Source organism: Amphibiibacter pelophylacis (assembly GCF_037688875.1).
Lineage (GTDB): Bacteria > Pseudomonadota > Gammaproteobacteria > Burkholderiales > Burkholderiaceae_C > Amphibiibacter > Amphibiibacter pelophylacis.
This window is the reverse complement of record NZ_JAWDIE010000003.1, coordinates 123396-148891: the sequence shown is the minus strand read 5'-3', so window position 1 is coordinate 148891 and position 25496 is coordinate 123396. Positions and strand designations below refer to the sequence as shown.

The window sequence follows — 25496 nt, the reverse complement described above, 5'->3', positions numbered from 1 at the left end:
TTGATCAGGCCTCGGCGAGCAGCTGCTTGACCACGTCGTCCTGCGTGGCGTATTCGCCTTCGCCAAAATGCGTGTAGCGGATGCGGCCTTTTTTGTCGATGTAGTAAAAGGCGGGCCAAAACTGGTTGTCGTACGAGTTCCAGACTTTGTACTGGCCGTCAAACACCACCGGCCAGGTGATGGATTCTTTTTTGATCGCGGCCTGAACATTGCCCAGATCGCGCTCGAAAACCAGTTCCGGGGTGTGCACACCCAGAATTTCGAAGCCCTGGTTGTGGTACTTCTGGTAAAGCGCCCTGACGTGCGGCAGGGTGTGCTGGCAGTTGATGCAGGCAAAAGTCCAGAAGTTCACCAGCACGACTTTGCCGCGCAGCTTCTCCAGGGTCTGCGGGGCGGCGCTGTTGAACCACGGGCCGCCTTCGGTGATTTCGGGGGCAACGCCTTTGACGGGCAGGGCGGATTGTGCCAGTGCGACGCTGGGCAAAAGGGCTCCAGCGGCCCCTGCGGCCAGACCGGCCAGGCCAAGATCCAGAAAATTGCGGCGATTCATATGCGTATCCAATAAAAAGTGTTGAACGATCCCGAAGCCGGGTTTTGAGGGTGAATGCCACCTCGGTGCGACAATCAGTACGCTCAGGGTAGCCTGATAGTTGGAGGCTATCGAGTTAAGCTTTGTAATATCCCTTCTGGCGCCACAAGAAATTGGGGAGCGACTTGCGGAGGCAGAAAGTGCCCTAATTTACAGCAAACCAGGCCGTTTCCCCCGCAAGATCAAGCCTTTGCGGCTCAAATCCAGTGCTTGTCACCAGAGTTATCCCCAGAATCTGGGGATGGCCAGGAGCCGTTCTGGCGGAACGTCTCTGGCGCGGTTTGTCAAGTGCGCTGGCCCGATTTTTTCGGGTTCAGTACGCGCGGCTTTATCGGCTTTTCAGGCGCGCTTCCGCTGGGGAAGGCAAGCGCGAGGCGGGGTTTGCGAAGGTCTTGCCAGGGGGCGGGGCTGTGAAATCTGCACAGTCACAAATCTGCCATTTTTTGGGGCAAAACAGGCCTTTCTGCCCGCAGGATCAAGCGTTTGCGTGCCAATCCGGGCGCTTTTCACCAGGCTTATCCCCAGTTTCTGGGGATGGCACGGTGCCTCAGGCGTTGTTGCTGATGGCGCGCACCTCTTCAATCGTGGTGACGCCCTGCAGGACTTTTTCGATGCCGTCCTGGCGCAGGGTGCGCATGCCGCCGTTGATGGCGCAGGCCTGAAGCTCCTCGGCGCGCGAGCCGCCCTGGATGAGTTTGCGCAGGTCGCGGTCGACGATCATCAGCTCGTGCAGCCCGGCGCGGCCCTTGAAGCCGGTGTTCTCGCAGTGCGGGCAGCCGGGGCTGTGGTAACGCACCAGCGGACCGCCGGCGGCGTAGTTCTGCTCCCACTGCGCACGCACCACGTCCTTGCTGGGGCGGCCCTGTCCGGGCGGGATGACGTGCAGGTAGTCGTCCAGCAGCTCCTTGATGTACTCCTCGGGGGCGGGCGACTTGACCACGCAGCGCGGGCACAGGCGCCGGATCAGGCGCTGGGCCAGCACGGCCAGCAGCGAGTCGGCGAAGTTGAACGGGTCCATGCCCATGTCCAGCAGGCGTGTCACGGTTTCGGGGGCGCTGTTGGTGTGCAGGGTGGACATCACCAGGTGGCCCGTCAGCGAGGCTTCGACGGCGATCGAGGCCGTTTCGCTGTCGCGGATCTCGCCCACCATGATCACGTCGGGGTCGGCGCGCAGGAAGGCTTTGAGGGCGCGGGCGAAAGTCCAGTCGATCTTGGGGTTGACCTGCACCTGGCGCAGTCCGGCCTGGGTGATTTCCACCGGGTCTTCGGCCGTCCAGATCTTGCGGTCGGGGGTGTTGATGTAAGACAGCGCCGAGTGCAGCGTTGTCGTCTTGCCCGAGCCGGTGGGGCCCACGCACAGCACCATGCCGTAGGGGCGCTCGGTGGCGGCCTGCAGCTCGCGCAGGTTGCGCGGCGACAGGCCCAGCTTTTCCAGCGGCACGGGCTTGGCCGAGGCCAGAATCCGCATCACGATGTCTTCCAGGCCGTTGCTGGTCGGGATCGAGGCCAGACGCAGCTCGATCGCCTGGCCGGGGATGAACTTGGCGAAGTTGATCTTGCCGTCCTGCGGCTTGCGGCGCTCGGAAATGTCCAGATCGCACATGATTTTCAGGCGGGCGATCAGCGCATTGCGGTAGGTGTGCGGCAGCTCCAGGTAGTTCTTCAGGCGGCCGTCCTTGCGAAAGCGGATCTGCACCTTTTCGCGGCCCGGGCGGCATTCGATGTGGATGTCGGACACGCCCTGGCCGTGCGCTTCCAGGATCATGGAGTTGATCAGCTTGACCAGCGAGTTGTCGCTCTGCTCGATGGTGCGGTCGTCGGTGTCGTTGCCGGGGCCGTCGTCTTTTTCCTGCTCCAGCCGCGCCAGCAGCGCGCCGGAATCGGGCATTTCCGGCTCGTTGCCCGGCATGCCGCCCATGATGACGGCCGATTTGAGCTTGAAGCGCTCGTAGGTGGCGTCGATGGCGCTGTCCAGCGTGCCCGTCTGGGCGATCACCGGCGCGACCTTGATCTGGCCGATGAATTCCAGATCGTTGATGGCGTCGCGCTTGGACGGGTCCTCCATGGCCACGACGACGCGCCCGGTGCGCACCACCAGCGGCAGCGCCTGCACGCGCTTGGCGACGGCGTAGGGCACGGTGCGCACAGCCTCGATCTCGATGGGGAAGGCCGCCAGATCGACCACCGGATAGCCCATCTTGCGCGCCAGCGCCACTTGCAGGTCGTGCCGCGAAATGACGCTGGAGCGCACCAGCAGCTCGCCCAGCGGCACGTTGCGCTCTTCCTGCTGCTGGCGCAGCGCCTCATCGAGCTGGCTGGCGGTGATCGAGCCCAGCGCGACCAGCGCCTCGCCGATGCGCACGATGGGCATGGCCGACTGCTGGTCCAGCGCCGACATCAGATCGTCCTGCGTGACCACGGCCTTGGCCATCAGGATGTCGCCGATCTTGCGCTGGCGGATGGCCTGCTGCTCGCTCAGGGCGCGCTCGATCTGGTTGGGCGTGGCGGTCTGCGACGACACCAGCACCTCGCCCAGGCGCGGTCCGACCTCGATGCCGGCAAAGGCGCTGTTGGGCCAGAAATGGCGGGTGACGCTCTGGCTGCCCTTGACGGGTTCGTACAGGAATATGCCCTGCGCGATGCGGTTCTGCCCGACGCTCAGGCCTTCCCACGATTTGCCGTTGCCCAGGTCAATATGGACAGGCAGTTCGGGGCGGTGGTCCAGAAAGCGGCTGTGCGGATCGGCGCTGGATTCGCGCACCGGCCGCAGCGGGTTGCTCAGCGTCAGGCGGCGGAACTGCTCAAAGCGCAGCCCCATCGCATTGCGCGACGGCGGCACCTGCACGCGGATGCGCCCCTCAGCAGGCAGGAAATCGATCAGCCGCGCGCTGGTGACCTGGCCATTCATGCCTTCCAGCACACAGGGCTCGCCTTCGGTCAGCGGGGTGACGACAAAGGAGCTGTAGGGCGGCGTGGGCCAGACATCGTTGGGTGCGGACATGGGGCAGGGGTGGGCGGAGCGGCAATTCCAGACACTCTAGACTGCCTGCCCCCGGCGCAAACCCCCGATGAAACGCCCAAACTGGCGCCAGTTGGCGGGGAAGGGCGCAGGATGATCACCCCTCCAGCTTCGACAGATCCCGCACCGCGCCCTTGTCGGCGCTGGTGGCCAGCAGGGCGTAGGCGCGCAGGGCGGCGCTGACTTTGCGCGGGCGGGGCTGCACCGGCTTCCAGCCTTTGGCGTCCTGTTCGGTGCGGCGGCGGGCGAGTTCGTCGTCGCTGAGCAGCACATTGATGCTGCGGTTCGGGATGTCGATGCGAATACGGTCTCCCGTGCGGATCAGGCCGATCGCGCCGCCCGCCGCCGCTTCGGGCGAGCAGTGACCAATCGACAGCCCGGACGTGCCGCCCGAGAAGCGCCCGTCGGTCAGCAGCGCGCAGGCCTTGCCCAGACCCCTGGATTTGATGTAGCTGGTGGGGTAGAGCATTTCCTGCATGCCCGGGCCGCCCTTGGGGCCCTCGTAGCGCACGACGACCACGTCGCCCGCCTTGACCTGGTCGGCCAGGATGTGCTCGACGGCTTCGTCCTGGCTTTCGACGACGTGCGCCGGGCCTTCAAAAACCAGCAGGCTGTCGTCCACCCCGGCGGTCTTGACCACGCAGCCGTCCAGCGCGATATTGCCGCGCAGCACGGCGAGGCCCCCTTCGAGCGAGTAGGCGTGCTCCACCGAGCGGATGCAGCCTTCGGCGCGGTCGGTGTCCAGGCTGGGCCAGCGCGTCGCCTGGCTGAAAGCCTGCTGCGTCGGGATGCCGGCCGGGCCTGCGCTGTAGAAGGTCCTGACGGCTTCGGAGGGATTGCGGGCGATGTCCCATTCGTCCAGCGCGTCCTTCATGGTCGGGGCGTGGATGGTCGGCACATCGGTGTGCAGGCGACCGGCGCGGTCCAGTTCGCCCAGGATGGCCATGATGCCGCCTGCGCGGTGAACATCTTCAATGTGGTACTTGCTGGTGTTGGGCGCGACCTTGCACAGCTGCGGCACGACCTTGGACAGGCGGTCGATGTCGGCCAGGGTGAAGTCGATCCCGGCCTCCTGCGCAATCGCCAGGATGTGCAGGATGGTGTTGGTCGAGCCGCCCATGGCGATGTCCAGCGCGATGGCGTTTTCGAAGGCCTTGAAGCCGACCGAGCGCGGCAGCACGCGCGCGTCGTCCTGCTCGTAGTAGCGCTTGCACAGATCGACCGCCATGCGCCCGGCGCGCTTGAAAAGCTGTTCGCGGTCGGCGTGCGTGGCCACCACGGTGCCGTTGCCGGGCAGCGCCAGGCCCAGCGCTTCGGCCAGACAGTTCATCGAGTTGGCGGTGAACATGCCCGAGCAGCTGCCGCAGGTGGGGCAGGCGCTGCGCTCGACCTCGGCCAGGTCGGCGTCGCTGACCTTGCTGTCGGCGGCCATGACCATGGCGTCGATCAGATCCAGCTTCTTGATCTCGAAAGTCTGCGTGCCCGGCACCGCCAGGCGCGCCTTGCCGGCTTCCATCGGGCCGCCCGACACGAACACCACGGGGATGTTCAGGCGCATCGCGGCCATCAGCATCCCGGGGGTGATCTTGTCGCAGTTGCTGATGCACACCAGCGCGTCGGCGCAGTGCGCGTTGACCATGTACTCGACCGAGTCGGCAATGATGTCGCGGCTGGGCAGCGAGTACAGCATGCCGTCGTGGCCCATGGCGATGCCGTCATCCACTGCGATGGTGTTGAATTCCTTGGCGACGCCGCCCACGGCCTCGATCTCGCGGGCGACCAGCTGGCCCAGATCCTTCAGGTGGACGTGGCCGGGCACAAACTGCGTGAAGCTGTTGGCGATGGCAACGATGGGCTTGTCGAAATCGCCATCTTTCATGCCGGTGGCCCGCCACAGCGAGCGGGCACCCGCCATGTTTCGGCCAGCGGTGGATGTTTTGGAGCGGTAGGCGGGCATGGGAGAGTCCTGCATCAGAAAGTGAAAAAGAAGGCCGTGGCGCCTGTTTGGCGGCGACCGGTGGCGCGTTTGACGTGATTTTCTCAGATTGGCTGCACGCTCCGGGTCTGCCTGCGGCATTGACCCCGCCACTCACCCCGGCGTCAGCGCCGCCAGCAGCGCCTGTTCCAGCTGGCCCTGGGCGCGGACCTGCTGCAGGCAGGCGCCATCGACCAGGAAGGTGTCCTGGATGCGCTCGCCCATGGTGCTGATGCGGGCGTGCTGGATGTTGACGGCGTGGTGGCTGAGTGTGTACGCCACGGCGTAAAGCAGGCCCGGGCGGTCCACGGCGCTGACGGTCAGCACCCAGCTGGAGCCCTTGTCGTCGGCGGTCAGATCGACTTCCGGCGGCAGCGGGAAGGATTTCACCCGGCGCGACACGCGTCCCTTGCGCGGTGCGGGCAGCGGCTCGGTGCGCAGCAGGGCCTGGCTGAGTTCGTGCTCGATCAGGGCGATGCGGTCGCGCCACGCGGTGTCGTCCGATTCTTCCAGCGTGACCTGGAAAGTGTCCAGCAGAAAGCCGTGGCGCGTGGTGTGGATTTTGGCGTCCAGCACCGACAGCCCGACGCGATCAAAAAAGGCGCAGATGCGCGCAAACTGGTGCGGCACTTCCAGGCCGGAATAAACGACCACCTGCAGGCCGTCGCCTGCGCGGTTGGGCCGGGCGCGTACGGTGGGCTGGGTCTGGTGCAGGTAGCGCCACAACATGCGGGCGTGCCAGGCGATCTCGCTGGCGTCGTGGCGGACAAAATAGCTCACGTCCAGCAGCGCCCAAAGATCATTTTCCGATCCGGGCAGCACCGAATGCAGCGCCAGCTCCTGGCGCGCCGCCGCCTTGCGCTGCTGCACGGCGCTGCCGCGGCTGGGCGCCTCGCCGCTGCCCAGCACCTGCTGCGTCGATTTGAAGAGGTTCTCCAGCAGCGTGCCTTTCCAGCCGTTCCAGACTTTCGGCCCCGTGCCCCGGATGTCGGCGACGGTGAGCAGGTAAAGCGCCACCAGGCGGCGCGGCGTCTGGACCACGCGGGCGAAGGCGTGGACCACGTCCGGGTCGGAAATGTCCTGCTTCTGCGCGGTCTGCGACATGGTCAGGTGCTCGCGCACCAGGAATTCGACCAGATCGCGGTCGGCGTCGGCCAGGCCGTGGTTGCGTGCGAAGCGGCGCACCTCGACCGCGCCCAGCTTCGAGTGATCGCCGCCGCGCCCCTTGGCGATGTCGTGGAACAGCGCGGCCACGTAGAGCAGCCAGGGCGCGTCGAAATCGGCTGCCAGCTGGCTGCAGAAGGGGTATTCGTGCGCGTGCTCGGCGATGAAAAAGCGCCGCACATTGCGCAGCACCATCAGGATGTGCTGGTCCACCGTATAGACGTGGAAGAGGTCGTGCTGCATGCGCCCGACAATGCGCCGGAAGACCCACAGGTAACGGCCCAGCACCGAGGTGTTGTTCATCAGCCGGAAAACGCGGGTCTGCCCCTGGGGCGCCTGCAGAATCTCCAGAAACTGGCGCTTGTTGACCGGATCGTGGCGGAAGGCCGTGTCCATGTGCTCGCGGGCGTTGTAGAGCGCGCGCAGCGTGCGGGGCGAAAGCCCCTTCAGATCGGGCCTGCGCTGCAGCCACAGGAAGGTGCGCAGCACGGCCTGCGGCTGGCGCTCGAAAACGGCCTCGTCCTGCACGTCCAGCAGCCCGCCCCGACGGCAGAACTCGGCGTCCAGGCGTTCGGTTTCGCCTTCAGGCTGGCTGCCGCCCAGGCGCTCGGCCAGGTTCAGCCAGATGATGCGGTTGAGCTGCACGATGGCCTTGGCCGACCAGTAGTAACGGTGCATCAGCTTTTCGCTGGCGCGCAGGGTGATGCGGCCATCGACACTGGTTTCGTCGTGCAGGCCCAGGCGTTCGGCCAGCGGCGTCTGCACGTCAAACAGCAGGCGGTCCTCGCGGCGGCGGGCCAGCAGGTGCAGGTGGGCGCGGATCAGCTTGATCTGGTTGTCCTCGCGCACCAGACGCTCGGCCTCGAAGGCGGTGACGATGCCTGCATCCACCCAGTTCTGCGGCGCATCGCCCAGCCCGGCCGCCTGCGCCACCCAGCGCAGCACGTGGACATCGCGCAGGCCACCCGGGCTTTCCTTGCAGTTGGGCTCCAGCGTGTAGGGGCTGTCGTCAAAGCGGGCGTGGCGCTGGCGCATTTCCACCTGCTTGGCCTGGAAGAAGGCCAGCGGGTCAATGCTGCCGCGCAGCCGTTGCGCCAGCAGGGCGGACAGCGCAGCATTGCCCGCCAGCGGACGGGCGGTCAGCAGCGCAGTCTGCACGGTGATGTCGTTGGCGGCCTCGCTCAGGCAGGTGTCCACGCTGCGCACCGAGGAACCAATCGGAAAGCCGCCGTCCCAGCAGGCGGCAATGAAGCGCTCCAGGCGCTGCACCTGGCTGTCGAACAGCGGGTGGTCGTGCGCGCCGGTCAGCAGCAGCACGTCCACATCCGACTGCGGGAAGAGTTCGCCCTGGCCGTAGCCGCCCACGGCCAGCAGCGCCATGTCGTGGGGCATGTCCAGCGCCTGCCACAGCCGGTGCAGCGCCTGGTCGGTCAGCGTGCACAGATCGCGCAGCAGACGGCTGACCGAGGGCCCGCGCGGCGGCTGGCTGGCAAAGCGCTCCAGACGCTCGCGGCGCTGCTCGCGGTAGCGCTCGCCCAGCTCGGCCAGCGTGGCGTTCAGGGCTTCGGCTTCGGTAGCGCGGGGATCGGCAGTCGTCATGGTCAGGCTCCGGCTTGGCGGCGCAGGTCGGCCACCACGCGCCCGGCGCGGGGCAGCTCAGCGTCGTGGGCAGCATCGCGCCAGGGCTCGGCCAGCGCCTGGTCGTACCAGTCGCGCAGCACAGGGTGATCCAGCAGGCGCTGCGCGTAGGCCTGTGCCGCTGGTTTCAGCACGAGGCCATACGTCTGCACCCGGAAGGCGACGGGCGCGAAAAACGCATCGACGGCGCCAAATGCCGATCCCGCCAGCCAGGGGCCGCCAAAGTGGTCCAGCCCCTGCTGCCACAGCGCGTCCAGCCGGGCCAGATCGGCCTGCAGCGCCACGCTGGGCGGCGCCAGCTCGACGCGCACGCCGCAGTTCATCCCGCAGACGTTGCGCAGCGTGGCAAACCCGGAGTGCATCTCGGCACTGGCGCAGCGCGCAAAGGCGCGGGCGGCCGGGTGGGTGGGCCAGACGCCGGGGTGGCTCTCGGCCAGGTATTCGGCAATCGCCAGCGAATCCCAGACGGTGATGGGGCCGTCCGGCGTGTCATCGACCAGGCAGGGCACTTTCCCGGTGGGCGAAAAGGCCGCGAAGGGGCTGGGCTCGCCGGGCTGCACAAAGGGCACCAGGCGCTCTTCAAACGGGATATCCAGCGCCCGCATCAGCGCCCAGGGGCGCAGCGACCACGACGAATAGTTCTTGTTGGCGATGTAGAGCACAGGCATCGAAGTCCCCCGGGGTTGAGCGGTGTGGGGGCTATTGTCGTGCAGTTCGGTGGGGTCAGGCGGCCTGGCCGTTCAGCACACGCAGCGGGTAGGCGCCTATGGCTGCGGCATCCAGAACCACAATTTCTACGGTGCTGCCGTCGTCGGCGAAGCTGATGTGTGTGTTCCAGTCCTGCGACACCTCGCGGGCGATGGGTTTGTCCGAAAGGCGCATGACCAGGATGTCGTCATCGCCGTAGTAAGTGGTCTGCATAACTCAGGCCTCCGGGGTGAATGTGTGCATGACAGTTTTGACGATGACTGCATTTTCCAGAACCAGGACGGCACAGATCAGGTTGTCGCTGCGCCCATCCAGATGCTTGAAGGCCCACAGATGGGCAGCGTCCTTGAAGCGGGTCTCGCCAGTATCAATCACCGCCAGAAGATGCGCTTCAGTAATCTGACGCTCTTGCATGCGCAGGGCGGCGTGACGTGTCAGGATGACCGGGCGGTTGAAGCGTGTGCTGTGCATGTTTGAAGGTATTCCATGCAGCACAGACTGTCAACGTGCTCATCCCCCCAAAACCCCCAGCGCCCACCTCGGCGCCACCATCACCACCGCGCTGCCCGCAATCAGCACAGCCATCCAGATCAGGATGCTGTCGTCGAAGCGGTCGAGCAGTTCCAGCGTGGCCATGGCCAGCAGGGATTTGGCGACGAGCAGAATCAGCAGGGCGGTCAGGGGGTGGCCGCCCAAGTTCATGAAGAACCAGTCTCCGGCCAGGCTCAGGACGCCAAACAGCGCGCCGAACGCGCTGGGCTGCCGGAAGCTGGCGTTGGCTTTGGCCAGGGCGGCCAGCAGCACGAAGTCCATGTCCGTGCCGGGCCGCGCGTCAGCAGGCCGTGGCTGTGACGAAATCGGGCAGCGGTGGCGATCCGGCGGACAGGGTCAGCACCTCGTAGCCGGTCTCGGTCACGGCCAGGCTGTGCTCCCACTGCGCGGACAGCGAGCGGTCTTTGGTGCCTATGCTCCAGCCGTCGCCCAGTTCGCGGATCTCGCGGCGGCCAGCGTTGACCATGGGCTCGATGGTGAAGACCATGCCGGGCTCCAGCGTTTCCATGGTGCCGGGGCGGCCGTAGTGCATCACCTGCGGCGCTTCGTGGAAACCGCGTCCCAGGCCGTGGCCGCAGAACTCGCGCACCACCGAATAGCCGTGGCGCTCGACATAGGTCTGGATGGTGTGGCCGACGTCGCCCAGACGCACGCCCGGCTTGACCATCGCGATGCCCTTCCACATGGCCTCGTAAGTGACCGCGCACAGGCGGGTCGCCGCGATCGAGCCTTTGCCGACGATGAACATGCGGCTGGTATCGCCGTGCCAGCCGTCCTTGATCACGGTCACGTCGATGTTGACGATATCGCCATCCTTCAAAGGCCGGTCGTTGGGAATGCCGTGGCAGACCTGGTGGTTGATCGAGGTGCAGATCGATTTGGGATAGGGCTTGTGCCCCGAAGGCGCGTAGTTCAGCGGCGCGGGAATCGTGCCCTGCACATGGACCATGTGGTCGTGCGCCAGCTGGTCCAGGTGCTCGGTGGTGACGCCTGCGCGCACGTGCGGGGTCAGCATGTCCAGCACTTCGGCGGCCAGGCGGCCGGCGACGCGCATGGCGGCGATGTCGTCGGCGGTTTTGAGAATGATGCTCATGTCGGAATCGGGGAAGCTCTGACCGGGCCCGCTGGGGCCGGACGATAGAATGATGGGCTGATATTCTCGCACGACTACCCCCAGGGCGGCCCACACGCCGTCTGCCTGCGCCATGACCACACCCGATCTCCTGACGCCGGTTGCCGGCGGTTCCGCCCTGTCTGCCGCCCAGAGCCAGCGCCTGCTGCAGACCCTGCAGGGCGTGGCCCTGGCCGCCGGGGGCACGCCCCCGCAGCAGGTCGCAGCGCGCCATGTGCACTGGGTGCACTGGCAGCAGGCGCCCACGCCGCAGCAGACCGCGCAGGTGCACAGCCTGCTGCAGTACGGCGACGCCTGGACGGGCGATGAAACGGCCGCGCCTGGCCGCGTGGTGCTCACCGTGATGCCGCGCCGGGGCACCGTGTCGCCTTGGGCCAGCAAGGCCACCGACATCGCGCGCGGCTGTGGCCTGCCTGTGGCGCGGGTCGAGCGTGTCACCGAGTTCCATCTGGATCTGACCCCGGCGGGCGGCTGGCTGGAGCAGATTGGCCTGAAAAAATCTGCCCCCGCGCAGCCCGATGCCGCGCTGCGCCAGGCGCTGGCGCGCGCCCTGCACGACCGCATGACGCAGGAAGTGGTCTTTCAGCCCGATCAGGCCCGCGTCCTGTTTGACGAACGCAGCGCGCCGCCGCTGGAGCGCATCGCCGTGCTGGCCGAAGGGGAGTCCGCCCTGCGTGAGGCCAATACCCGCCTGGGCCTGGCCCTGTCGCCGGACGAGATCAGCTATCTGCACGAGGCTTTCGTGCGCCTGCAGCGCGATCCCAGCGATGTCGAGCTGATGATGTTCGCGCAGGCCAACTCCGAGCACTGTCGCCACAAGATCTTTAACGCGCATTTCACCGTGGATGGCGAAGCCCAGGACCACACCCTGTTTGGCATGATCCGCCACACTGAAGCCACCCACCCCGGCGGCACGGTGGTGGCCTACAGCGACAACGCCGCCATCCTGCGCGGTCACACGGTCGAGCGCTGGGCCGTGCCCGCCGACGCCTGGGCCACGCAGGAGGCGCCGGGCCTGGACGCCTTCCAGTACCGCACGCGCCGCGCGAGCAGCGGCGTGCTGATGAAGGTCGAAACCCACAACCACCCCACGGCAATTTCGCCCGACCCCGGCGCTGCCACCGGCGCGGGCGGCGAGATTCGTGACGAAGGCGCCACGGGCCGGGGTTCGCAGCCCAAGGCCGGGCTGGTCGGGTTTTCGGTCAGCCACCTGCGCCTGCCTGACCTGGCCGCGCCCTGGGAAGACGCCGCCCGCGCCGACGGGTCCTTGGGCACGCAGCCCGCCCACATGGCCACGCCGCTGGACATCATGACCGCCGGGCCGCTGGGCGCCGCCGCTTTCAACAACGAGTTCGGCCGCCCCAGCCTGGCGGGGTATTTCCGCGTTTTCGAGCAGACGGTGGATGGCGTGCGGCGCGGCTACCACAAGCCCATCATGCTGGCCGGGGGCCTGGGCAGCATCGACCTGGAGCAGTCGCACAAGCGCGATTTCCCCGCCGGAACGCAGCTCATCGTGCTGGGCGGGCCCGGCCTGCGCATCGGCATGGGCGGCGGCGCGGCCAGCTCGCTCGATTCCGGGCACAACGCGGTCGAGCTCGATTTTGACTCTGTCCAGCGCGGCAACCCCGAAATGCAGCGCCGCGCGCAGGAGGTCATCAACCACTGCTGGCAGCTGGGCACGGACAACCCCGTGCTGTCCATTCACGACGTGGGCGCGGGCGGGATCTCGAACGCGCTGCCCGAGCTGGTCGATGTCGTCGGGCGCGGCGCCAGTTTTGATCTGGACCGCATCCCGGTTGAAGAGGCGGGCCTGGCGCCGAAGGAAATCTGGTGCAACGAAAGCCAGGAGCGCTATGTGCTGGCGATTGCGCCGCAGCGCCTGGCGCAGTTTGATGCCTTCTGCCGCCGCGAGCGTTGTCCCTACGCCGTGGTCGGCGTGGTGACCGACGAGCCCGTGTTGCGCCTGGGCGCAGGCCTGATCGAGCCCGATGGCCAGGGCGCTTTCCGGGTTGATGCGGCCGCTGCCGAATCTGCGGGGCCTTTGCCGATCGATATGCCGATGTCGGTGCTGCTGGGCAAGCCCCCGCGCATGAGCCGCGACGCCACGCGCATCCAGCCCGAAGGTCGCCCGGCGCAGGTCGGCCCCGGCGTGGCCGATGGCCTGCTGGGCCTGGACCTGGGCGAAGCGCGGCTGGAAGCGCTGGTGCTGGACGTGCTGCGCCACCCCACGGTGGCCAGCAAGCGCTTTCTGATCACGATCGGCGACCGCACCGTCGGCGGCCTGAGCCACCGCGACCAGATGGTCGGCCCCTGGCAGGTGCCGGTGGCCGACGTGGCCGTGACGCTGGCCGACCACGCCAGCCTGGCCGGTGAGGCCATGGCGCTGGGCGAGCGCACGCCGCTGGCCAGCGTCCACGCCGCCGCGTCCGGGCGCATGGCGGTGGCCGAGAGCCTGACCAACCTGCTGGCCGCGCCCATCACGCTGGATCGCGTCAAACTGAGCGCCAACTGGATGGCCGCCTGCGGCCAGCCCGGCGAAGACGCGGCGCTGTTCGACACTGTGCGCGCCGTGGGTCTGGAACTGTGCCCGGCCCTTGGCGTCGGCATCCCGGTTGGCAAGGACAGCCTGTCCATGACCACGCGCTGGCAGGACGCCGAGAGCCGCACAGAGCGCCGCGTGACCTCGCCGGTTTCGCTCGTCGTCACCGCTTTTGCGACGGTGGATGACGTGCGCGGCACGCTCACGCCGCAGCTGCAGCCGGGCGACACCTGCCTGATCCTGGTCGATCTGGCCCATGGCCAGCAGCGCCTGGGCGGCTCGATTGCGGCGCAGTGCCTGGGCCAGTTCGGCCAGCGCGTGCCCGATGTGCAGGATCCGCAGGACATCGTGCGCGCCGTCGCCGCCGTCAACGCGCTGCGCGAGCGCGGCCTCATCCTGGCCTACCACGACCGCTCGGACGGCGGCCTGTGGGCGGCGGTGGCCGAAATGGCTTTCGCCGGACACGTCGGCGTCAGCCTGAACATCGACCTGCTGGTCACCGAGGGCGACGGCGTCAGCGATTCGCTGGCCGATGTCGGCGACAGCAAGAACTGGGCGGCGCAGATCGGCCAGCGCCGCACCGAGCGCAGCCTGCAGGCGCTGTTCAACGAGGAGCTGGGCCTGGTGCTGCAGGTGCCGCGCGCGCAGCGCGACACGGCGATGGCCCTGCTGCGCGAGCATGGCCTGTCGCGCCACAGCCACGTCGTGGGCCAGACCCATAGCGCGCAGACGCTGGACATCTGGCGCGACGCCACCCGCGTGCTGACGCTGCCGCTGGCCGAGGCGCTGTCGGCCTGGGACGAGGTCAGCTGGCGCATCGCCCGCCTGCGCGACAACGCCGAACTGGCCGACCAGGAGCACGCCACTGTCGCTGATCTGTCTGATCCGGCGGCGGGCGGTCTGCACGAACACCTGAGCGCCACGGCGCAGGCGGCCTGCGCCCCGGCGGTCCTCACCGCCCGCCCGCGCGTGGCCGTGCTGCGCGAGCAGGGCGTCAATTCGCAGGTGGAAATGGCTTACGCCTTCCACCTGGCGGGCTTTGACGCGTTTGACGTCCACATGAGCGATCTGCAGGCTGGCCGCGTCCGCCTGGCTGAGGTGCAGATGCTGGTCGCCTGCGGCGGGTTCTCGTACGGCGACACGCTGGGCGCGGGCGAGGGCTGGGCCAGATCCATCCTGTTCAACCCGGTGCTGCGCGACACCTTTGCGGCCTTCTTCCAGCGCCCGGAGACGCTCACCCTGGGCGTGTGCAACGGCTGCCAGATGCTGGCGGCGCTGGCCGAACTCATCCCCGGCGCGCAGGCCTGGCCGCGCTTCACGCACAACCTGAGCGGGCGCTACGAGGCGCGCCTGTCGCAGGTCGAGGTGCTGGACAGCCCCAGCCTGCTGCTCAAGGGCCTGGCGGGCAGCCGCCTGCCCATCGTCGTCTCGCACGGCGAGGGCTATGCCAACTTCGAGCGCCAAGGCAGTCAGGATGCGCTCCAGGCGGCGCATCTGGCGGCGCTGCGCTTTGTTGATGGCAGTGGCGCACCCGCGCAGGGCTATCCGCTCAACCCCAACGGCAGCCCGGGCGGCCTGACGGCGGTGACCTCGCTGGACGGCCGCGCCACGGCCATGATGCCGCACCCGGAACGCGTCTTCCGCCGCGCCCAGATGAGCTGGCAGGCGGGCGATGGGGCCGCGCAAGGCGGGCACAGCCCGTGGATGGCGCTGTTCCATAACGCAGCACGGGCTCTGTCTTTGGGCTAAGATCCGGCTTGTCTGCTGCCTGTGCGGCGGTATATATTTCCTTGAACCGATGCTCAACGAGCGCCGGGCTGGGAACATAGCCGGGTGGGCGTGATCGTCTCGCGTCAGATGAACCCAAAGCCCGGCTGCCCCGGTCCACCTGTACCCCTAGGGTTCAGGAATGCGGCCTCCGGCGGGCAGCAGACACCTTCTCTTCCCCAATCCCCCTGTTTTGTCCGCACGCTTCAGAAGGTATAACCCTGCTGAAGTTTGGCGCCGCCCAGCGTTTCCAGCAGCGGAATCAGCGGGCGCAGCGGCCCGTAGCGCAGCGCCACACGGTTGGCCCAGGCCATGAAGCGCGGCACCTCGCCAATGTGGATGGGCTTGCCGTCGCGATGCTGCAGACGGCAGAAAATGCCCATCACCTTCAGATGCCGCTGCAGGCCCAGCCACTCGGCGGCGCGCCAGAACTCACCGAAATCGTCGTGCACCGGCAGCCCGGCAGCCCGCGCGGCCTGCCAGTAGCGCACGGCCCAGTCCAGCTCCTGCGCCTCGTCCCAGGTGATGTAAGCGTCGCGCAGCAGCGAGATCAGGTCGTAGCCCACAGGCCCGGCGATGGTGTCCTGGAAGTCCAGAATCGCCAGGCTGTGGCCTTGCAGCTTTTGCCCGTCGGGCAGCACCATCAGGTTGCGCGCCATCCAGTCGCGGTGCATGGCGACAAAAGGCTGTTCCAGCGCAAGACCAATCAGCGCCTCGCACACCCCGCGCCACTGCGCCTGCTGGGGGGCTGTCCAGACCACGCCGTGCTCGGCGCCCACGCACCACTCGGTGAAGATGTCCAGTTCGCGCTGCAGAAAGGCGCGGTCGTAGCGCACCAGCCCTTCGGTGGGAATGCGCTGCTGCCATTTCAGCAGCAGATCGAGCGATTCACGCAGCCAGGCGTCGGTGCGCGGGCCGGGATGGGCGTCAAAAAAACCGTCTTCGACCGTGATGTCGCCCTGCAGCGCCGTCAGCAGCGTGGTCGACCCGAGGTCGGTCAGCAGGATGAAGCCGTGCTCCAGATCGTGGGCCAGGGGCTCGGGGCCGGGCAGGGCGGCGTCCTGCATCTGGCGCGCCATGCGCAAAAAGGCGTCGTTGACGTTCGTGGCCGCAGGAGCGTCCATGATAATGAAGGGCTGTTGCGCCCCCTGAAGGCGCAGATAGCGCCGCTGCCCGGAATCGGCGGCGGCGGCGGTCAGGGTGGCGGGCTGCAGGCCAAAACGATCGGTGAGCGGCGCCAGCCAGTGCTGGAACTGCTGCTGGCGGGCCGGGTCAGACCACAGCGGCAGGGCAGGGTTTACAGGAAGTGATGCGGACATGATGGCTGGAGCGGGTGCGGTGGATCAGGCGGGACGGGAGCAGGGCGCGTGGCGGCAGTGAGCCCGCTGGCGCGGCCAGGCGGCGCGTGCTGGCGTGACCGCGATGATAGCGGCCGCCGGCTGCTGCGCCGCGCGCTGTGCCTGCCGCTGGCCGCGCTGGGCTGGGCGCCGCAGGCGGCGCTGGCCCAGACGGTGCCTGGCGCCGCCGTGCCGGCTGTACCAGGCGTGGTCACGGTGGTGCCCGAAACGCCCTCGCGCTCGCGCCCCGGAGCGGCCGACGCCCTGAGCAGCGCCCTGTCGCCCCGCGCCACGCCTGAGTTCAGCCAGCCCCTGACGCTGGACGCCGGACAGATCGACGCCCAGCTGGACCAGGGCCTGTCGGCCAGCGGCGGCGTGGTCGCGCTGCAGGGCGATCTGCGCCTGGACGCGGGCCACCTGCGCTACGACCAGCCCGGCCACAGCCTGTATGTGGATGGCGCGTTGCGCCTGCTGCGCGGCCGCACCCTGATGTGGGCCGACAGCCTGATCCTGGACACGCGCACCCAGACCGGCCGCCTGACCGCTGTGCGCTACTGGCTGGGCGAGGTCGGTGCCGGGGGCCAGGCGCGCCAGATCGACATCCTGCCCGGCCAGCGCTTTGTGGCGCTGGACGCGGTCTACACCAGCTGCGTCGAAGCCATCAGCCAGCCCCGGCCGCTGGGCATGACGCCACCGCTGAACCTGCTGGCGCCCGATCTCGTCCCGCAGGGCGAGGCCGCGCAGCAGGCCTGGCAGAAGCTGCCGCAGTGGCAGGACTGGGCCGACCGCGCCGCCAGCGCCCGGGCCGATGCCTCGGACTGGACGCTGTCTGCGCGCCGCCTGACGGTGGATATTCCCGGCAACGACGGCCTGGCCGAAGACGCGCGCCTGCGCTTTCTGGGCGTGACGCTGCTGGCGGCGCCGGCCATCCGCTTCCCGGTGACCGACGCGCGCAAGACGGGCTGGCTGCCGCCCACTCTGGTGCTGGACAGCGCCAGCGGTTTTGGCGTGTCGGTGCCGTGGTACTGGAACATCGCGCCCGATCTGGACGCCACGCTCACGCCCACGCTGTCCACCCGGCGCGGCGCCGCGCTGGAGGGCGAACTGCGCTGGCTGGGCACCCGCCAGCGTGGTGAGACGCGCCTGAAAATCTGGCCGCACGACATCAAATATGGCCAGGCGCGCGGCCGCGTGGACGTGGACTGGCGCGGCTGGCTGGGCCCGCTGTGGTCCTGGAGCGTGGCGGGCACCCGCGTCTCGGACGACGATTACTGGCGCGATTTCTCCGCCGAACTGCCAGGCATCAGCCCGCGCCAGCTGCCGGGCGAGGTGCGTCTGCTGCGCCAGTCCTCGCCCTGGCTGGCGGGCGATGCGCAGGCCGACCGCACGCTCTCGACCGCCCGCGATGTGCTGATTGACAGCGAGGTGCTGCTGCGCGCCCAGCGCTGGCAGGCGCTGCGCAACACGGCAACGGCCAGCTCTGGAAGCGCCGATTTCCTGCCCGCCTACGCCCGCGTCCCGCAGCTGGGCGTGACATTGAACGCCCGCGCGCTGCAGGGCTGGTACGCCCACGCTGAAGCCGACGTGACGCGCTTTTCGCTGCAGAACGTGTACGGATCGCCCTTTTTCAGCACGCTGCTGGGCTCGCAGGCGGCTGGCTCGGGCCTGACGCAGGACGACAGGCTGCCCGAAGGCTGGCGCTCGCACGCGCTGGTCGATGTCGGCTACGCCTGGCGGTCGCCCTGGTACTGGCTGATCCCGGCGCTGCGCTGGCAGGGCAGCCAGTACCGCAGCAGCAGCCGTCTGCAGGGCGGCAGCACCAGCGGCGGCTTTTCGGTGCCCACGGTGCGCATCGACGGCGGCCTGCGCCTGGAGCGCCAGGTCAGCTGGGCGGGCCAGGCGTGGACGCAGTCGCTGGAGCCGCGTCTGGTGTACCTCAACACGCCGCCGCGCCCTGGCCAGCGCCTGCTGCCGCTGTTCGACACCGGCGCGCGTGATTACACCGCGGACACGCTCTTCGAGGACAACGCCTTTGCGGGCGGTGACCGCGTCTCGGACGGCCACCAGATCACGGCGGGGCTGGGCACGCGCCTCTTCAGCACCGAAACCGGCGCCGAGGCGCTGCGCCTGCAGCTGGCGCAGCGCTACAACTTCCGCAGCCCAACCGTGGTGCCGCAGGCCTTCCGCCTGGGCGACAGCGGTTTCTCGGATCTGTTCGTGGCGGCCAGCACCAGCGCCATCCGCGACTGGAACTTCTCCACCCAGATCCAGTACAGCCCGCGTCTGGGCCAGATCGCCCATTCGTCCACGCGGCTGACCTGGACGCCCGGCTACGCCCGCACGCTCAGCGCGGCCTGGACGACCGACGCGGTCGATGGCAACGTGCTCGACGTGGGCGGACAGTGGCCGCTGTATCGCGGGCGGCTGGTCAGATCCTCGCAGTGCGAGGGCACGCTGTACGGCGTGGGGCGCATGCTGTGGAGCCGCAGCGAATCGCGCCTGACCGACCTGATTGCCGGGTTGGAGTACGATGCGGGGTGCTGGGTTGGCCGCCTGGTGGTTCAGCGACGGTCGCTGAGCGCGCAGCAGGCCAGCACAAGGCTGATGCTGCAGCTCGAACTCGTGGGACTGGCGAAACTTGGATCCAGTCCCCTGAATCTGCTGCAGGGGGCCATCCCCGGATTCACCCGACTGGGTGATGCCCCTGATCCGGGAGAGCAAACGAAAACACCATGAAAAACACACCACAAACCCATCAGGGCCGCGCCATGGCCGTTGCAGGCTGGCGCTGGCGCCGTACCGCAGGCGCTTCGGCGCTGGCGTCCGCCATCAGTCTGGCCAGTGCACCCGGCTGGGCCGAAGACGCCCAGGCCGTCAAGTCACGCCGCAACGTGCCTGTGCCCCCGGCCGTGACCGCGCCTGCACCGGCCCTGCCGGCCGCCAGCGCGGCGCCGAAACTTGAAGCGGGCGCGCGCCCGGCCGATTACATCGTCGCTGTCGTCAACAGCCAGATCATCACCGCCGCCGAGCTGACACGCCGCCAGGCGCAGCTCGCCAGCACGCCCGAAGGCGCTGGACTGAACGACGGCCAGCGCATCAACCTGGCGCTCAACCAGCTGGTCGATGACCGCCTGATGCTGTCGCGCGCCGCCGAAACCGGCCTGATGCCCGACGCGCAGGACCTGGACCAGGCCGAGAAATCGGTCGCCGAGCAGAACAGGATCACCCTCAAGCAGCTGCGCGATCAGCTCGCCCGCGACGGCCAGAGCGAAGAGGATTTCCGCGCGGGTCTGACGCTGCAGATGGTGCGTCAGCGCCTGATGGACCGCGAGGTCACGCCCAAGGTGCAGGTCACCGATCGGCAGATCAGCGAGTTCATCGTCCAGCAAAAGCGTCAGCAGGCGCAGGCGGGCGGGGGCGTGCAGGAGATCAATGTCGCGCAGATGTTCTTCCCCGTGCCCGCCGCCGCGTCCGACCAGGAGGTGCGCGACGCCCGCGACCAGGCCGCGCGCGCGCTGGCCCAGGTCAAGGGCGGCGAGGATTTCGCCGCCGTGGCGCGCCGCGTCTCGCAGGACAGCAACCGCGACAGGGGCGGTGAGATCGGCCTGCTGCCCGTCAGCCAGTACCCGAAACTCTTCGCCGACGCCGTCGCCAGCCTCAAGCCCGGCGACGTCGCCCCCGAGCTGCTGCGCTCGCCCGAAGGCTTTCACGTGCTGCGCCTGATCGACCGCCGCGATGGCCAGACGTTCACGGTCACGCAGACGCGCTCGCGCCACATCCTGATCCCGGCGCCCAGCGAGGCCGCGCGGGCCAAGGCCATCGCCCAGCTGCAGCAGATCCGCAAGGACATCCTGGCGGGCAAGATCACCTTCGCGGCCGCCGCGCAGCGCTGGTCGCAGGACGGCTCGAAAGCCCAGGGCGGCGAGCTGGGCTGGACCAGTCCGGGCCAGTTCGTGCCCGAGTTTGAAAAGGCCGAGAACGCGCTCAAGCCCGGCGAGATCTCCGAGCCGGTGGTGTCGCGCTTTGGCGTGCACCTGATCCAGGTCGAGGAGCGCCGCCAGGCCGTGGTCGATGACGCCACGCTGCGCACCGAGGCCGCCAAAACCCTGCGCGAGCGCGAGCGCGAGATCGTCTGGCGCCGCTGGCTGGACGATCTGCGCAGCCGCGCCTACATCGACCTGCGCCAGGCGCCCAGATGAGTGGCGGCCACCGTGCGCGCAAGCGCTTTGGCCAGCATTTCCTGACCGACACGCACACCATCGACGCCATCGTGCGTGTGCTGGCGCCGCAGCGCAGCGACCCGGTGGTCGAAATCGGGCCGGGCCTGGGCGCCCTGACCGGGCCGCTGCTGGATCATCTGGACGCGCTGACCGTGGTCGAACTGGACCGCGATCTGGCCCAGCGCCTGCGCGGCTGGCCGCGCGTGCGGGTGATCGAATCCGATGTGCTGCAGGTGGATTTCAGCGCGCTGGCCACCGAGCTGGGGGCCGGTGCGAGGCCACCGGCGGGCGGGCTGAACGTCATCGGCAATCTGCCCTACAACGTCTCCACGCCCATCCTGTTTCACCTTCTGGAGCATGTCGGCGCCGTGCGCCGCCAGGTCTTCATGCTGCAGGACGAGGTCATCGAGCGCATGGTCGCGCCGCCCGGCAGCAGCGAATTCGGCCGCCTGTCGGCCATGCTGCAGTGGCGATACCGCATGGACAAGGCCCTGTTTGTTCCGCCTGAGGCCTTTGATCCGCCGCCGCGTGTCGATTCGGCCGTGGTGCTGATGCAGCCGCGTTCCGTGAACGAGCTGGGCCTTCCGCCCGGCGTGACCGAGGCGCAGCTTCAGCCCGTGCTGCAGGCCGTGCTGGCCGCCGCTTTTGCCCAGCGGCGCAAGCTGCTGCGTCACAGCCTGGGCACCTGGCTGGCCGGGCAGGGGGTGGATACGCCGTTTGATCTGCAGCGCCGCGCCCAGGAGGTCGATGTGGCCGAATACGTCACGCTCGCCGCCCAGGTGCTGACCCAGCGCGGCGGCGCACAGCCTCCCCTCTGATTTTGCTGATCTTGCCAACATGACCGACACCGCCTCCCCCACAGCGGCCCGGGTGCGCCTGCTGATGGCCCACCCCGGCCTGCGCCAGTCGCGGGCCAACGCCGCACTGTGGCAGGCCACGGCCGCGCTGGATGCGGCGGGCATCGACCGCTGCGATCTGTACGCCCAGTACCCCGATTACGACATCGATGTGGCGCAGGAGCAGGCCGCGCTGGAGGCCGCGCACACCCTGGTCTGGCAGTACCCCATCCACTGGTACGGTCTGCCGCCGCTGCTGCAGCTCTGGCTGGACGAGGTGCTGACCTATGGCTGGGCTTATGGCCCGGGCGGCCAGGCGCTGGCGGGCAAGCGCCTGCAGCTCATCGTCACGGCGGGCGGCACGCCGCAGGCCTACAGCGCGCAGGGCACGCACGGCCGGGCTTTTGAGGATTTTCTGGCTCCGGCGCAGGCCACGGCGCGGCTGTGCGGGATGCTCTGGCAGCCGCCGCTGTTGCTGCTGGACGCGCACCGCGAGCCCCTGCAGCCCTGGATCGCGCGCTGCCTTGACGCCCTCCAGCTTCCGTCCGCTTCGGCCAAGGACTGACACACGACTTATGGGACACGAATCCGGCTGGCTGGCCAGCAGCTTCATCTACCTGGCCGCCGCCGTGCTGGCGGTGCCGATCTCGCGGGCGCTGGGCCTGGGGGCCATCATCGGCTACCTGGCCGCCGGGATGCTGATCGGCCCGTGGGGACTGGGGCTGGTCAGCGAGGTGCAGGACATCCTGCACTTTGCCGAATTTGGCGTGGTGCTGATGCTCTTCCTGGTCGGGCTGGAGCTGGAACCGCGCCGCCTGTGGCAGATGCGGCGCCCGATTTTCGGCTGGGGCAGCGCGCAGATTCTGCTGTGCGCCGGGGGCATCCTGGGGCTGGGCCTGCTGGCGGGCGTGCCCTGGCGCATCGCCCTGGTGGCGGGACTGGGCCTGGCGCTGTCCTCCACCGCCATCGCCCTGCAGGTGCTGCAGGAGCGCGGGCAGATGGCGCGGGCGGGCGGCCAGTCCGGGTTTGCGATTCTGCTGATGCAGGACGTGGCGGCCATCCCCATCCTGGCGCTGCTGCCCGTGCTGGGCGTGGCGGGCGATGCCTCGGCCAGCGGCGGCAGCGCCTGGCTGGAAGCGGGCAAGGCCATCGGCGTGGTCGCGGGCATCATTCTGGGCGGCCGTCTGCTGCTTCGCCCGGTGCTGCGCTGGATCGCGCGCAGCGATACGCCGGAAATCTTCACCGCCGCCGCGCTGCTGCTGGTGGTTGGCATTGCCGCGCTGATGCAGGCCGTGGGCCTGTCGATGGCGCTGGGCGCCTTTCTGGCCGGTGTGCTGCTGGCCGAGAGCGAGTACCGCCGCGAGCTGGAAACCGACATCGAGCCCTTCAAGGGCCTGCTGCTGGGCCTGTTCTTCATGGCCGTGGGCATGAGCATCGATTTCGGCGTGCTGCTGGCCTCGCCGGGCACCATGCTGCTGGTGCTGCTGGGCTTTCTGGCCGTGAAGGCCGTGATGATCTGGGGCGTATCGGCGGCCATGGGCGTGCCACTGCGCGAGCGTCCGGTGCTGGTCCTGCTGCTGGCGCAGGGCGGCGAGTTCGCTTTCGTGGTCTTCCAGGGCGCGGTCGGCGCACAGATTTTCGAGGCGCGCGTGTCCTCCCTGCTGATCGGCACGGTGGCGCTGTCCATGCTGCTGGGTCCGCTGCTGCTGGTGGCTATCGACCGCCTGCTGCTGCCCTGGCTGGACGCCCGCATCGCGGCCCGCGACATCAGCGAAAAACCCCAGGAGCTGGCCGAAGAACAGGACAACGCCGTCATCATCGCGGGCTTTGGCCGCTACGGGCAGATCGTGGCGCGGGTGCTGTACTCGCAGGGCATGAACTGCACGGTGCTGGATTACGACCCCGAGCTGATCGAAACCGCGCGCCAGTTTGGCTACACCGTGCATTACGGCGACGCCACGCGCCTGGACCTGCTTCGCATCGCGGGCGCCGGGAAAGCGCGCGTGCTGGTGGTGGCGGTGGACGACCCCGATCAGTCGCTGGAGATTGTCGAGCTGGCGCAGCAGCATTTTCCGCACCTGGCGCTGGTGGCGCGCGCCCGCGATCTGACGCACTGGAACCGCCTGCACGAATGCGGCGTGCCGCACATCGAGCGCGAGCTGCTGGGCTCCAGCCTGCAAAGCGCCCGCAGCGCCCTGGAAGCGCTGGGCCAGACCCCGCACGAAGCGCGCCGGATCGCCCTGGAATTCCGGCGCCGCAACATCGAACTGGCGCACAAACTGCATCCCCACCACAAAGACCGCGCCAGCCTGATCGCCGCCAGCAAAGCCATCCGCCAGCAGCTCACCGAGCAGCTGCGCCAGGAGCGCGAAGCCAGGCCGGGGCGGAGGGCGGGGTGGGATAATGCTGTCGCTGGATCAGAAGCTGACAGCGCGCATTGACCTTAACGCGGAAAAAACCAGCGGGAAAATCCGGGCCATGACTGACGACATCACGCTGTGCCTGACCATAGGACGCCGACCTGATCTGTTGCGCCAGACCCTGGACAGTCTTTTTGCGCATATGGAATTCCGCCATGTGCTGGCCGTCAATGACTTTTGTGATGAAGCGACCAGTGCGCAGTTTCGGGCCTCCTGCCCGCAGGGCCGCCTGGTTGCGCTCGACCACCATGTCGGTCATCATCCGGCGGTCGATCGGATGTACCGCCAGGTTCAGACGCCTTATATTTTTCATTGTGAGGATGACTGGTTGTTTGCCCGTGCACCTGATATTGAACGTGCCCGGATTCTTCTGGGCAGTCCGCATGTCAGTTCGGTGTGCTGGCGCAGTCTGTCCGATTATTCGCCGCACCAGGAAATTCCCCAGCGAATTTCAAAAAACAGCTTTCAGGGGGTGGCTTACACCCATCTCGATAGCCGGTCTGATGAATGGCATCACTACACGTTCAACCCGCACCTGATGAAAACAGAGCTGTGGCGAGCCTGTGGCGGATTTTCTGCATACCAGAAAGAGCGTCATGTATCCCGCTGGATGCGTCAGCAAGGTCGGCATGTGGCTTATCTGCAAGATGGGGCCGGGGTCTGCACCCATCTTGGAGAGGATGTCAGTGTGGCTAACCCGGGCTTGAACAAGATCGGGTTTTTTAAAAAAATGCGAAGAAAAATCAAAAAAATCATTTTTTCATAATGACGACCCATATCTACCTGATCAACCTGGACGGCAGTGACGAGCGTCTGGCCTCGGCCACCGGGCAGCTCGTGGCGCAGGGCATTGCGTTCGAGCGCGTTGCGGCAGTGGATGGTCGCGCCGGTGTGGATCAGTTTGGTGATCTCTACGATGCGGCGCGGGCGCGCGCTTATATGGGCCGCGAGCTGCGGGGGGGCGAGCTGGGCTGTTACCTCAGCCATGTGCGCTGCGCCGAGCGCTTTCTGGCCACCGATGCGCCTTACGCCATCGTGCTGGAAGACGATATGCAGATGCTGCAGCCGCTTGCGCCCCTGGTTGCCATGGCGGTGGACTGGCTGGAGCGCCACGGCCACAGCGGCTGGGACGTTTTCAATATTGGCAACCAGAAGCTCAAAATCTTCACTCCACTGACCGGGTTTGGGCCGGAATATCCCGGTGTTCGCCTGGCTCGCGCGCATTATTTTCCGATGACCACCACGGGACTGGTCTGGTCGCGTGCTGGTGCGCAGGCCTTTATCGAGACCAGCGGGCGTATTTTCTGCCCGGTCGACAATTTTCTGCGCCACTGGCAGACGCGGCGCAACACAGGCTACTGCTTCTGGCCCCCACTGCTGACGACCACGGGTTCAGAGAGCCAGATCGATGGCGCAGCGGCGCAGGCGGCCAGCAGAGCGCGCGTATCGGGCCAGCGTTCCAGCCAGGGCCGTCAGTGGCACTATGGCCTGGCCAAGCAGCGCCGACTCTGGCTCGACAAGCTGATCGCTGCGCGCCACAAGTGGCTGGGCTGACGACCGGGCTGTCAGCCGTTTGTCGGCTGCGGTGACGGATAATCAA

General features: G+C 67.9%; 18 protein-coding genes and 1 other RNA gene. 9 read left to right on the top strand and 10 right to left on the bottom strand.

What is annotated here, in order from left to right; translation table 11 throughout:
* Positions 1-4: 4 nt before the first annotated feature.
* The 9 genes from RV045_RS02860 to map form a co-directional block, all read right to left on the bottom strand.
* Positions 5-550 (bottom strand): redoxin family protein, encoded by a 546-nt coding sequence (locus tag RV045_RS02860; RefSeq protein WP_423234252.1) that lies wholly within the window; start codon positions 548-550, stop codon positions 5-7.
* Between the two features lie 586 nt (positions 551-1136).
* A complete protein-coding gene (locus RV045_RS02855) occupies positions 1137-3590 on the bottom strand; it encodes a GspE/PulE family protein (protein WP_423234251.1) in 2454 nt (817 codons plus the stop codon).
* Between the two features lie 115 nt (positions 3591-3705).
* A complete protein-coding gene (gene ilvD, locus RV045_RS02850; RefSeq protein ID WP_423234250.1) occupies positions 3706-5565 on the bottom strand; it encodes a dihydroxy-acid dehydratase in 1860 nt (619 codons plus the stop codon).
* 132 nt (positions 5566-5697) lie between these two features.
* A complete protein-coding gene (locus RV045_RS02845; RefSeq protein ID WP_423234249.1) occupies positions 5698-8346 on the bottom strand; it encodes a [protein-PII] uridylyltransferase in 2649 nt (882 codons plus the stop codon).
* 2 nt (positions 8347-8348) lie between these two features.
* A complete protein-coding gene (locus tag RV045_RS02840) occupies positions 8349-9053 on the bottom strand; it encodes a glutathione S-transferase family protein (RefSeq protein ID WP_423234248.1) in 705 nt (234 codons plus the stop codon).
* A gap of 55 nt (positions 9054-9108) precedes the next feature.
* On the bottom strand, positions 9109-9306 hold the full coding sequence (locus RV045_RS02835; RefSeq protein ID WP_423234247.1) for a DUF2283 domain-containing protein: 198 nt from the start codon (positions 9304-9306) through the stop codon (positions 9109-9111).
* Between the two features lie 3 nt (positions 9307-9309).
* Positions 9310-9564: a DUF4258 domain-containing protein gene (locus RV045_RS02830; protein ID WP_423234246.1), complete on the bottom strand. Its 255-nt coding sequence runs from the start codon at positions 9562-9564 to the stop codon at positions 9310-9312.
* A gap of 39 nt (positions 9565-9603) precedes the next feature.
* Positions 9604-9906, bottom strand: coding sequence for a hypothetical protein (locus RV045_RS02825; RefSeq protein WP_423234245.1), 303 nt, complete (start codon positions 9904-9906; stop codon positions 9604-9606).
* Positions 9907-9925: 19 nt separating this feature from the next.
* Positions 9926-10738, bottom strand: a complete 813-nt coding sequence (map, locus tag RV045_RS02820; protein WP_423234244.1) for a type I methionyl aminopeptidase — start codon at positions 10736-10738, stop codon at positions 9926-9928.
* 112 nt (positions 10739-10850) lie between these two features.
* Here map and purL point away from each other — a divergent pair, with 112 nt between their 5' ends.
* Together purL and ssrS are read left to right on the top strand one after the other, a co-directional pair.
* Positions 10851-15065, top strand: a complete 4215-nt coding sequence (gene purL / locus RV045_RS02815; protein ID WP_423234243.1) for a phosphoribosylformylglycinamidine synthase — start codon at positions 10851-10853, stop codon at positions 15063-15065.
* Positions 15066-15073: 8 nt separating this feature from the next.
* Positions 15074-15253, top strand: a non-coding RNA gene (gene ssrS, locus RV045_RS02810) — 6S RNA.
* 36 nt (positions 15254-15289) lie between these two features.
* On the opposite strand, the gene RV045_RS02805 is transcribed toward ssrS, so the two are convergent.
* The gene (locus RV045_RS02805; RefSeq protein ID WP_423234242.1) at positions 15290-16402 is read right to left on the bottom strand and encodes an aminoglycoside phosphotransferase family protein; all 1113 of its coding nucleotides are present in this window, start codon (positions 16400-16402) and stop codon (positions 15290-15292) included.
* 48 nt (positions 16403-16450) lie between these two features.
* Between RV045_RS02805 and RV045_RS02800 the strand changes: the two genes are divergently transcribed.
* Genes RV045_RS02800 through RV045_RS02770 form a run of 7 tightly spaced genes read left to right on the top strand, consistent with a single transcriptional unit; the run spans position 16451 to position 25450 of the window.
* Positions 16451-19156 (top strand): LPS-assembly protein LptD, encoded by a 2706-nt coding sequence (locus RV045_RS02800; protein ID WP_423234241.1) that lies wholly within the window; start codon positions 16451-16453, stop codon positions 19154-19156.
* Positions 19153-20619: a peptidylprolyl isomerase gene (locus tag RV045_RS02795; RefSeq protein WP_423234240.1), complete on the top strand. Its 1467-nt coding sequence runs from the start codon at positions 19153-19155 to the stop codon at positions 20617-20619. Before RV045_RS02800 ends, RV045_RS02795 begins: the two co-directional genes overlap by 4 nt.
* A complete protein-coding gene (gene rsmA, locus RV045_RS02790; RefSeq protein WP_423234239.1) occupies positions 20616-21458 on the top strand; it encodes a 16S rRNA (adenine(1518)-N(6)/adenine(1519)-N(6))-dimethyltransferase RsmA in 843 nt (280 codons plus the stop codon). Before RV045_RS02795 ends, rsmA begins: the two co-directional genes overlap by 4 nt.
* Positions 21459-21477: 19 nt before the next feature.
* Complete coding sequence (locus RV045_RS02785) at positions 21478-22041, top strand: NAD(P)H-dependent oxidoreductase (protein ID WP_423234238.1); 564 nt, start codon at positions 21478-21480, stop codon at positions 22039-22041.
* 10 nt (positions 22042-22051) lie between these two features.
* Entirely contained in the window at positions 22052-23917 is a 1866-nt protein-coding gene (kefC, locus tag RV045_RS02780) for a glutathione-regulated potassium-efflux system protein KefC (RefSeq protein ID WP_423234237.1), read from the top strand.
* Entirely contained in the window at positions 23880-24662 is a 783-nt protein-coding gene (locus RV045_RS02775; protein WP_423234236.1) for a glycosyltransferase family 2 protein, read from the top strand. Before kefC ends, RV045_RS02775 begins: the two co-directional genes overlap by 38 nt.
* The gene (locus tag RV045_RS02770) at positions 24662-25450 is read left to right on the top strand and encodes a glycosyltransferase family 25 protein (RefSeq protein ID WP_423234235.1); all 789 of its coding nucleotides are present in this window, start codon (positions 24662-24664) and stop codon (positions 25448-25450) included. Before RV045_RS02775 ends, RV045_RS02770 begins: the two co-directional genes overlap by 1 nt.
* Positions 25451-25496: the final 46 nt, after the last annotated feature.

Excerpts from the sequence above, each read along its gene's own strand:
- RV045_RS02860 (WP_423234252.1), bottom strand. The coding sequence starts at position 550 with ATGAATCGCCGCAATTTTCTGGATCTTGGCCTGGCCGGTCTGGCCGCA.
- RV045_RS02855 (WP_423234251.1), bottom strand. The coding sequence starts at position 3,590 with ATGTCCGCACCCAACGATGTCTGGCCCACGCCGCCCTACAGCTCCTTT.
- ilvD (WP_423234250.1), bottom strand. The coding sequence starts at position 5,565 with ATGCCCGCCTACCGCTCCAAAACATCCACCGCTGGCCGAAACATGGCG.
- RV045_RS02845 (WP_423234249.1), bottom strand. The coding sequence starts at position 8,346 with ATGACGACTGCCGATCCCCGCGCTACCGAAGCCGAAGCCCTGAACGCC.
- RV045_RS02840 (WP_423234248.1), bottom strand. The coding sequence starts at position 9,053 with ATGCCTGTGCTCTACATCGCCAACAAGAACTATTCGTCGTGGTCGCTG.
- RV045_RS02835 (WP_423234247.1), bottom strand. The coding sequence starts at position 9,306 with ATGCAGACCACTTACTACGGCGATGACGACATCCTGGTCATGCGCCTT.
- RV045_RS02830 (WP_423234246.1), bottom strand. The coding sequence starts at position 9,564 with ATGCACAGCACACGCTTCAACCGCCCGGTCATCCTGACACGTCACGCC.
- RV045_RS02825 (WP_423234245.1), bottom strand. The coding sequence starts at position 9,906 with ATGGACTTCGTGCTGCTGGCCGCCCTGGCCAAAGCCAACGCCAGCTTC.
- map (WP_423234244.1), bottom strand. The coding sequence starts at position 10,738 with ATGAGCATCATTCTCAAAACCGCCGACGACATCGCCGCCATGCGCGTC.
- purL (WP_423234243.1), top strand. The coding sequence starts at position 10,851 with ATGACCACACCCGATCTCCTGACGCCGGTTGCCGGCGGTTCCGCCCTG.
- RV045_RS02805 (WP_423234242.1), bottom strand. The coding sequence starts at position 16,402 with ATGTCCGCATCACTTCCTGTAAACCCTGCCCTGCCGCTGTGGTCTGAC.
- RV045_RS02795 (WP_423234240.1), top strand. The coding sequence starts at position 19,153 with ATGAAAAACACACCACAAACCCATCAGGGCCGCGCCATGGCCGTTGCA.
- rsmA (WP_423234239.1), top strand. The coding sequence starts at position 20,616 with ATGAGTGGCGGCCACCGTGCGCGCAAGCGCTTTGGCCAGCATTTCCTG.
- RV045_RS02785 (WP_423234238.1), top strand. The coding sequence starts at position 21,478 with ATGACCGACACCGCCTCCCCCACAGCGGCCCGGGTGCGCCTGCTGATG.
- kefC (WP_423234237.1), top strand. The coding sequence starts at position 22,052 with ATGGGACACGAATCCGGCTGGCTGGCCAGCAGCTTCATCTACCTGGCC.
- RV045_RS02775 (WP_423234236.1), top strand. The coding sequence starts at position 23,880 with ATGCTGTCGCTGGATCAGAAGCTGACAGCGCGCATTGACCTTAACGCG.
- RV045_RS02770 (WP_423234235.1), top strand. The coding sequence starts at position 24,662 with ATGACGACCCATATCTACCTGATCAACCTGGACGGCAGTGACGAGCGT.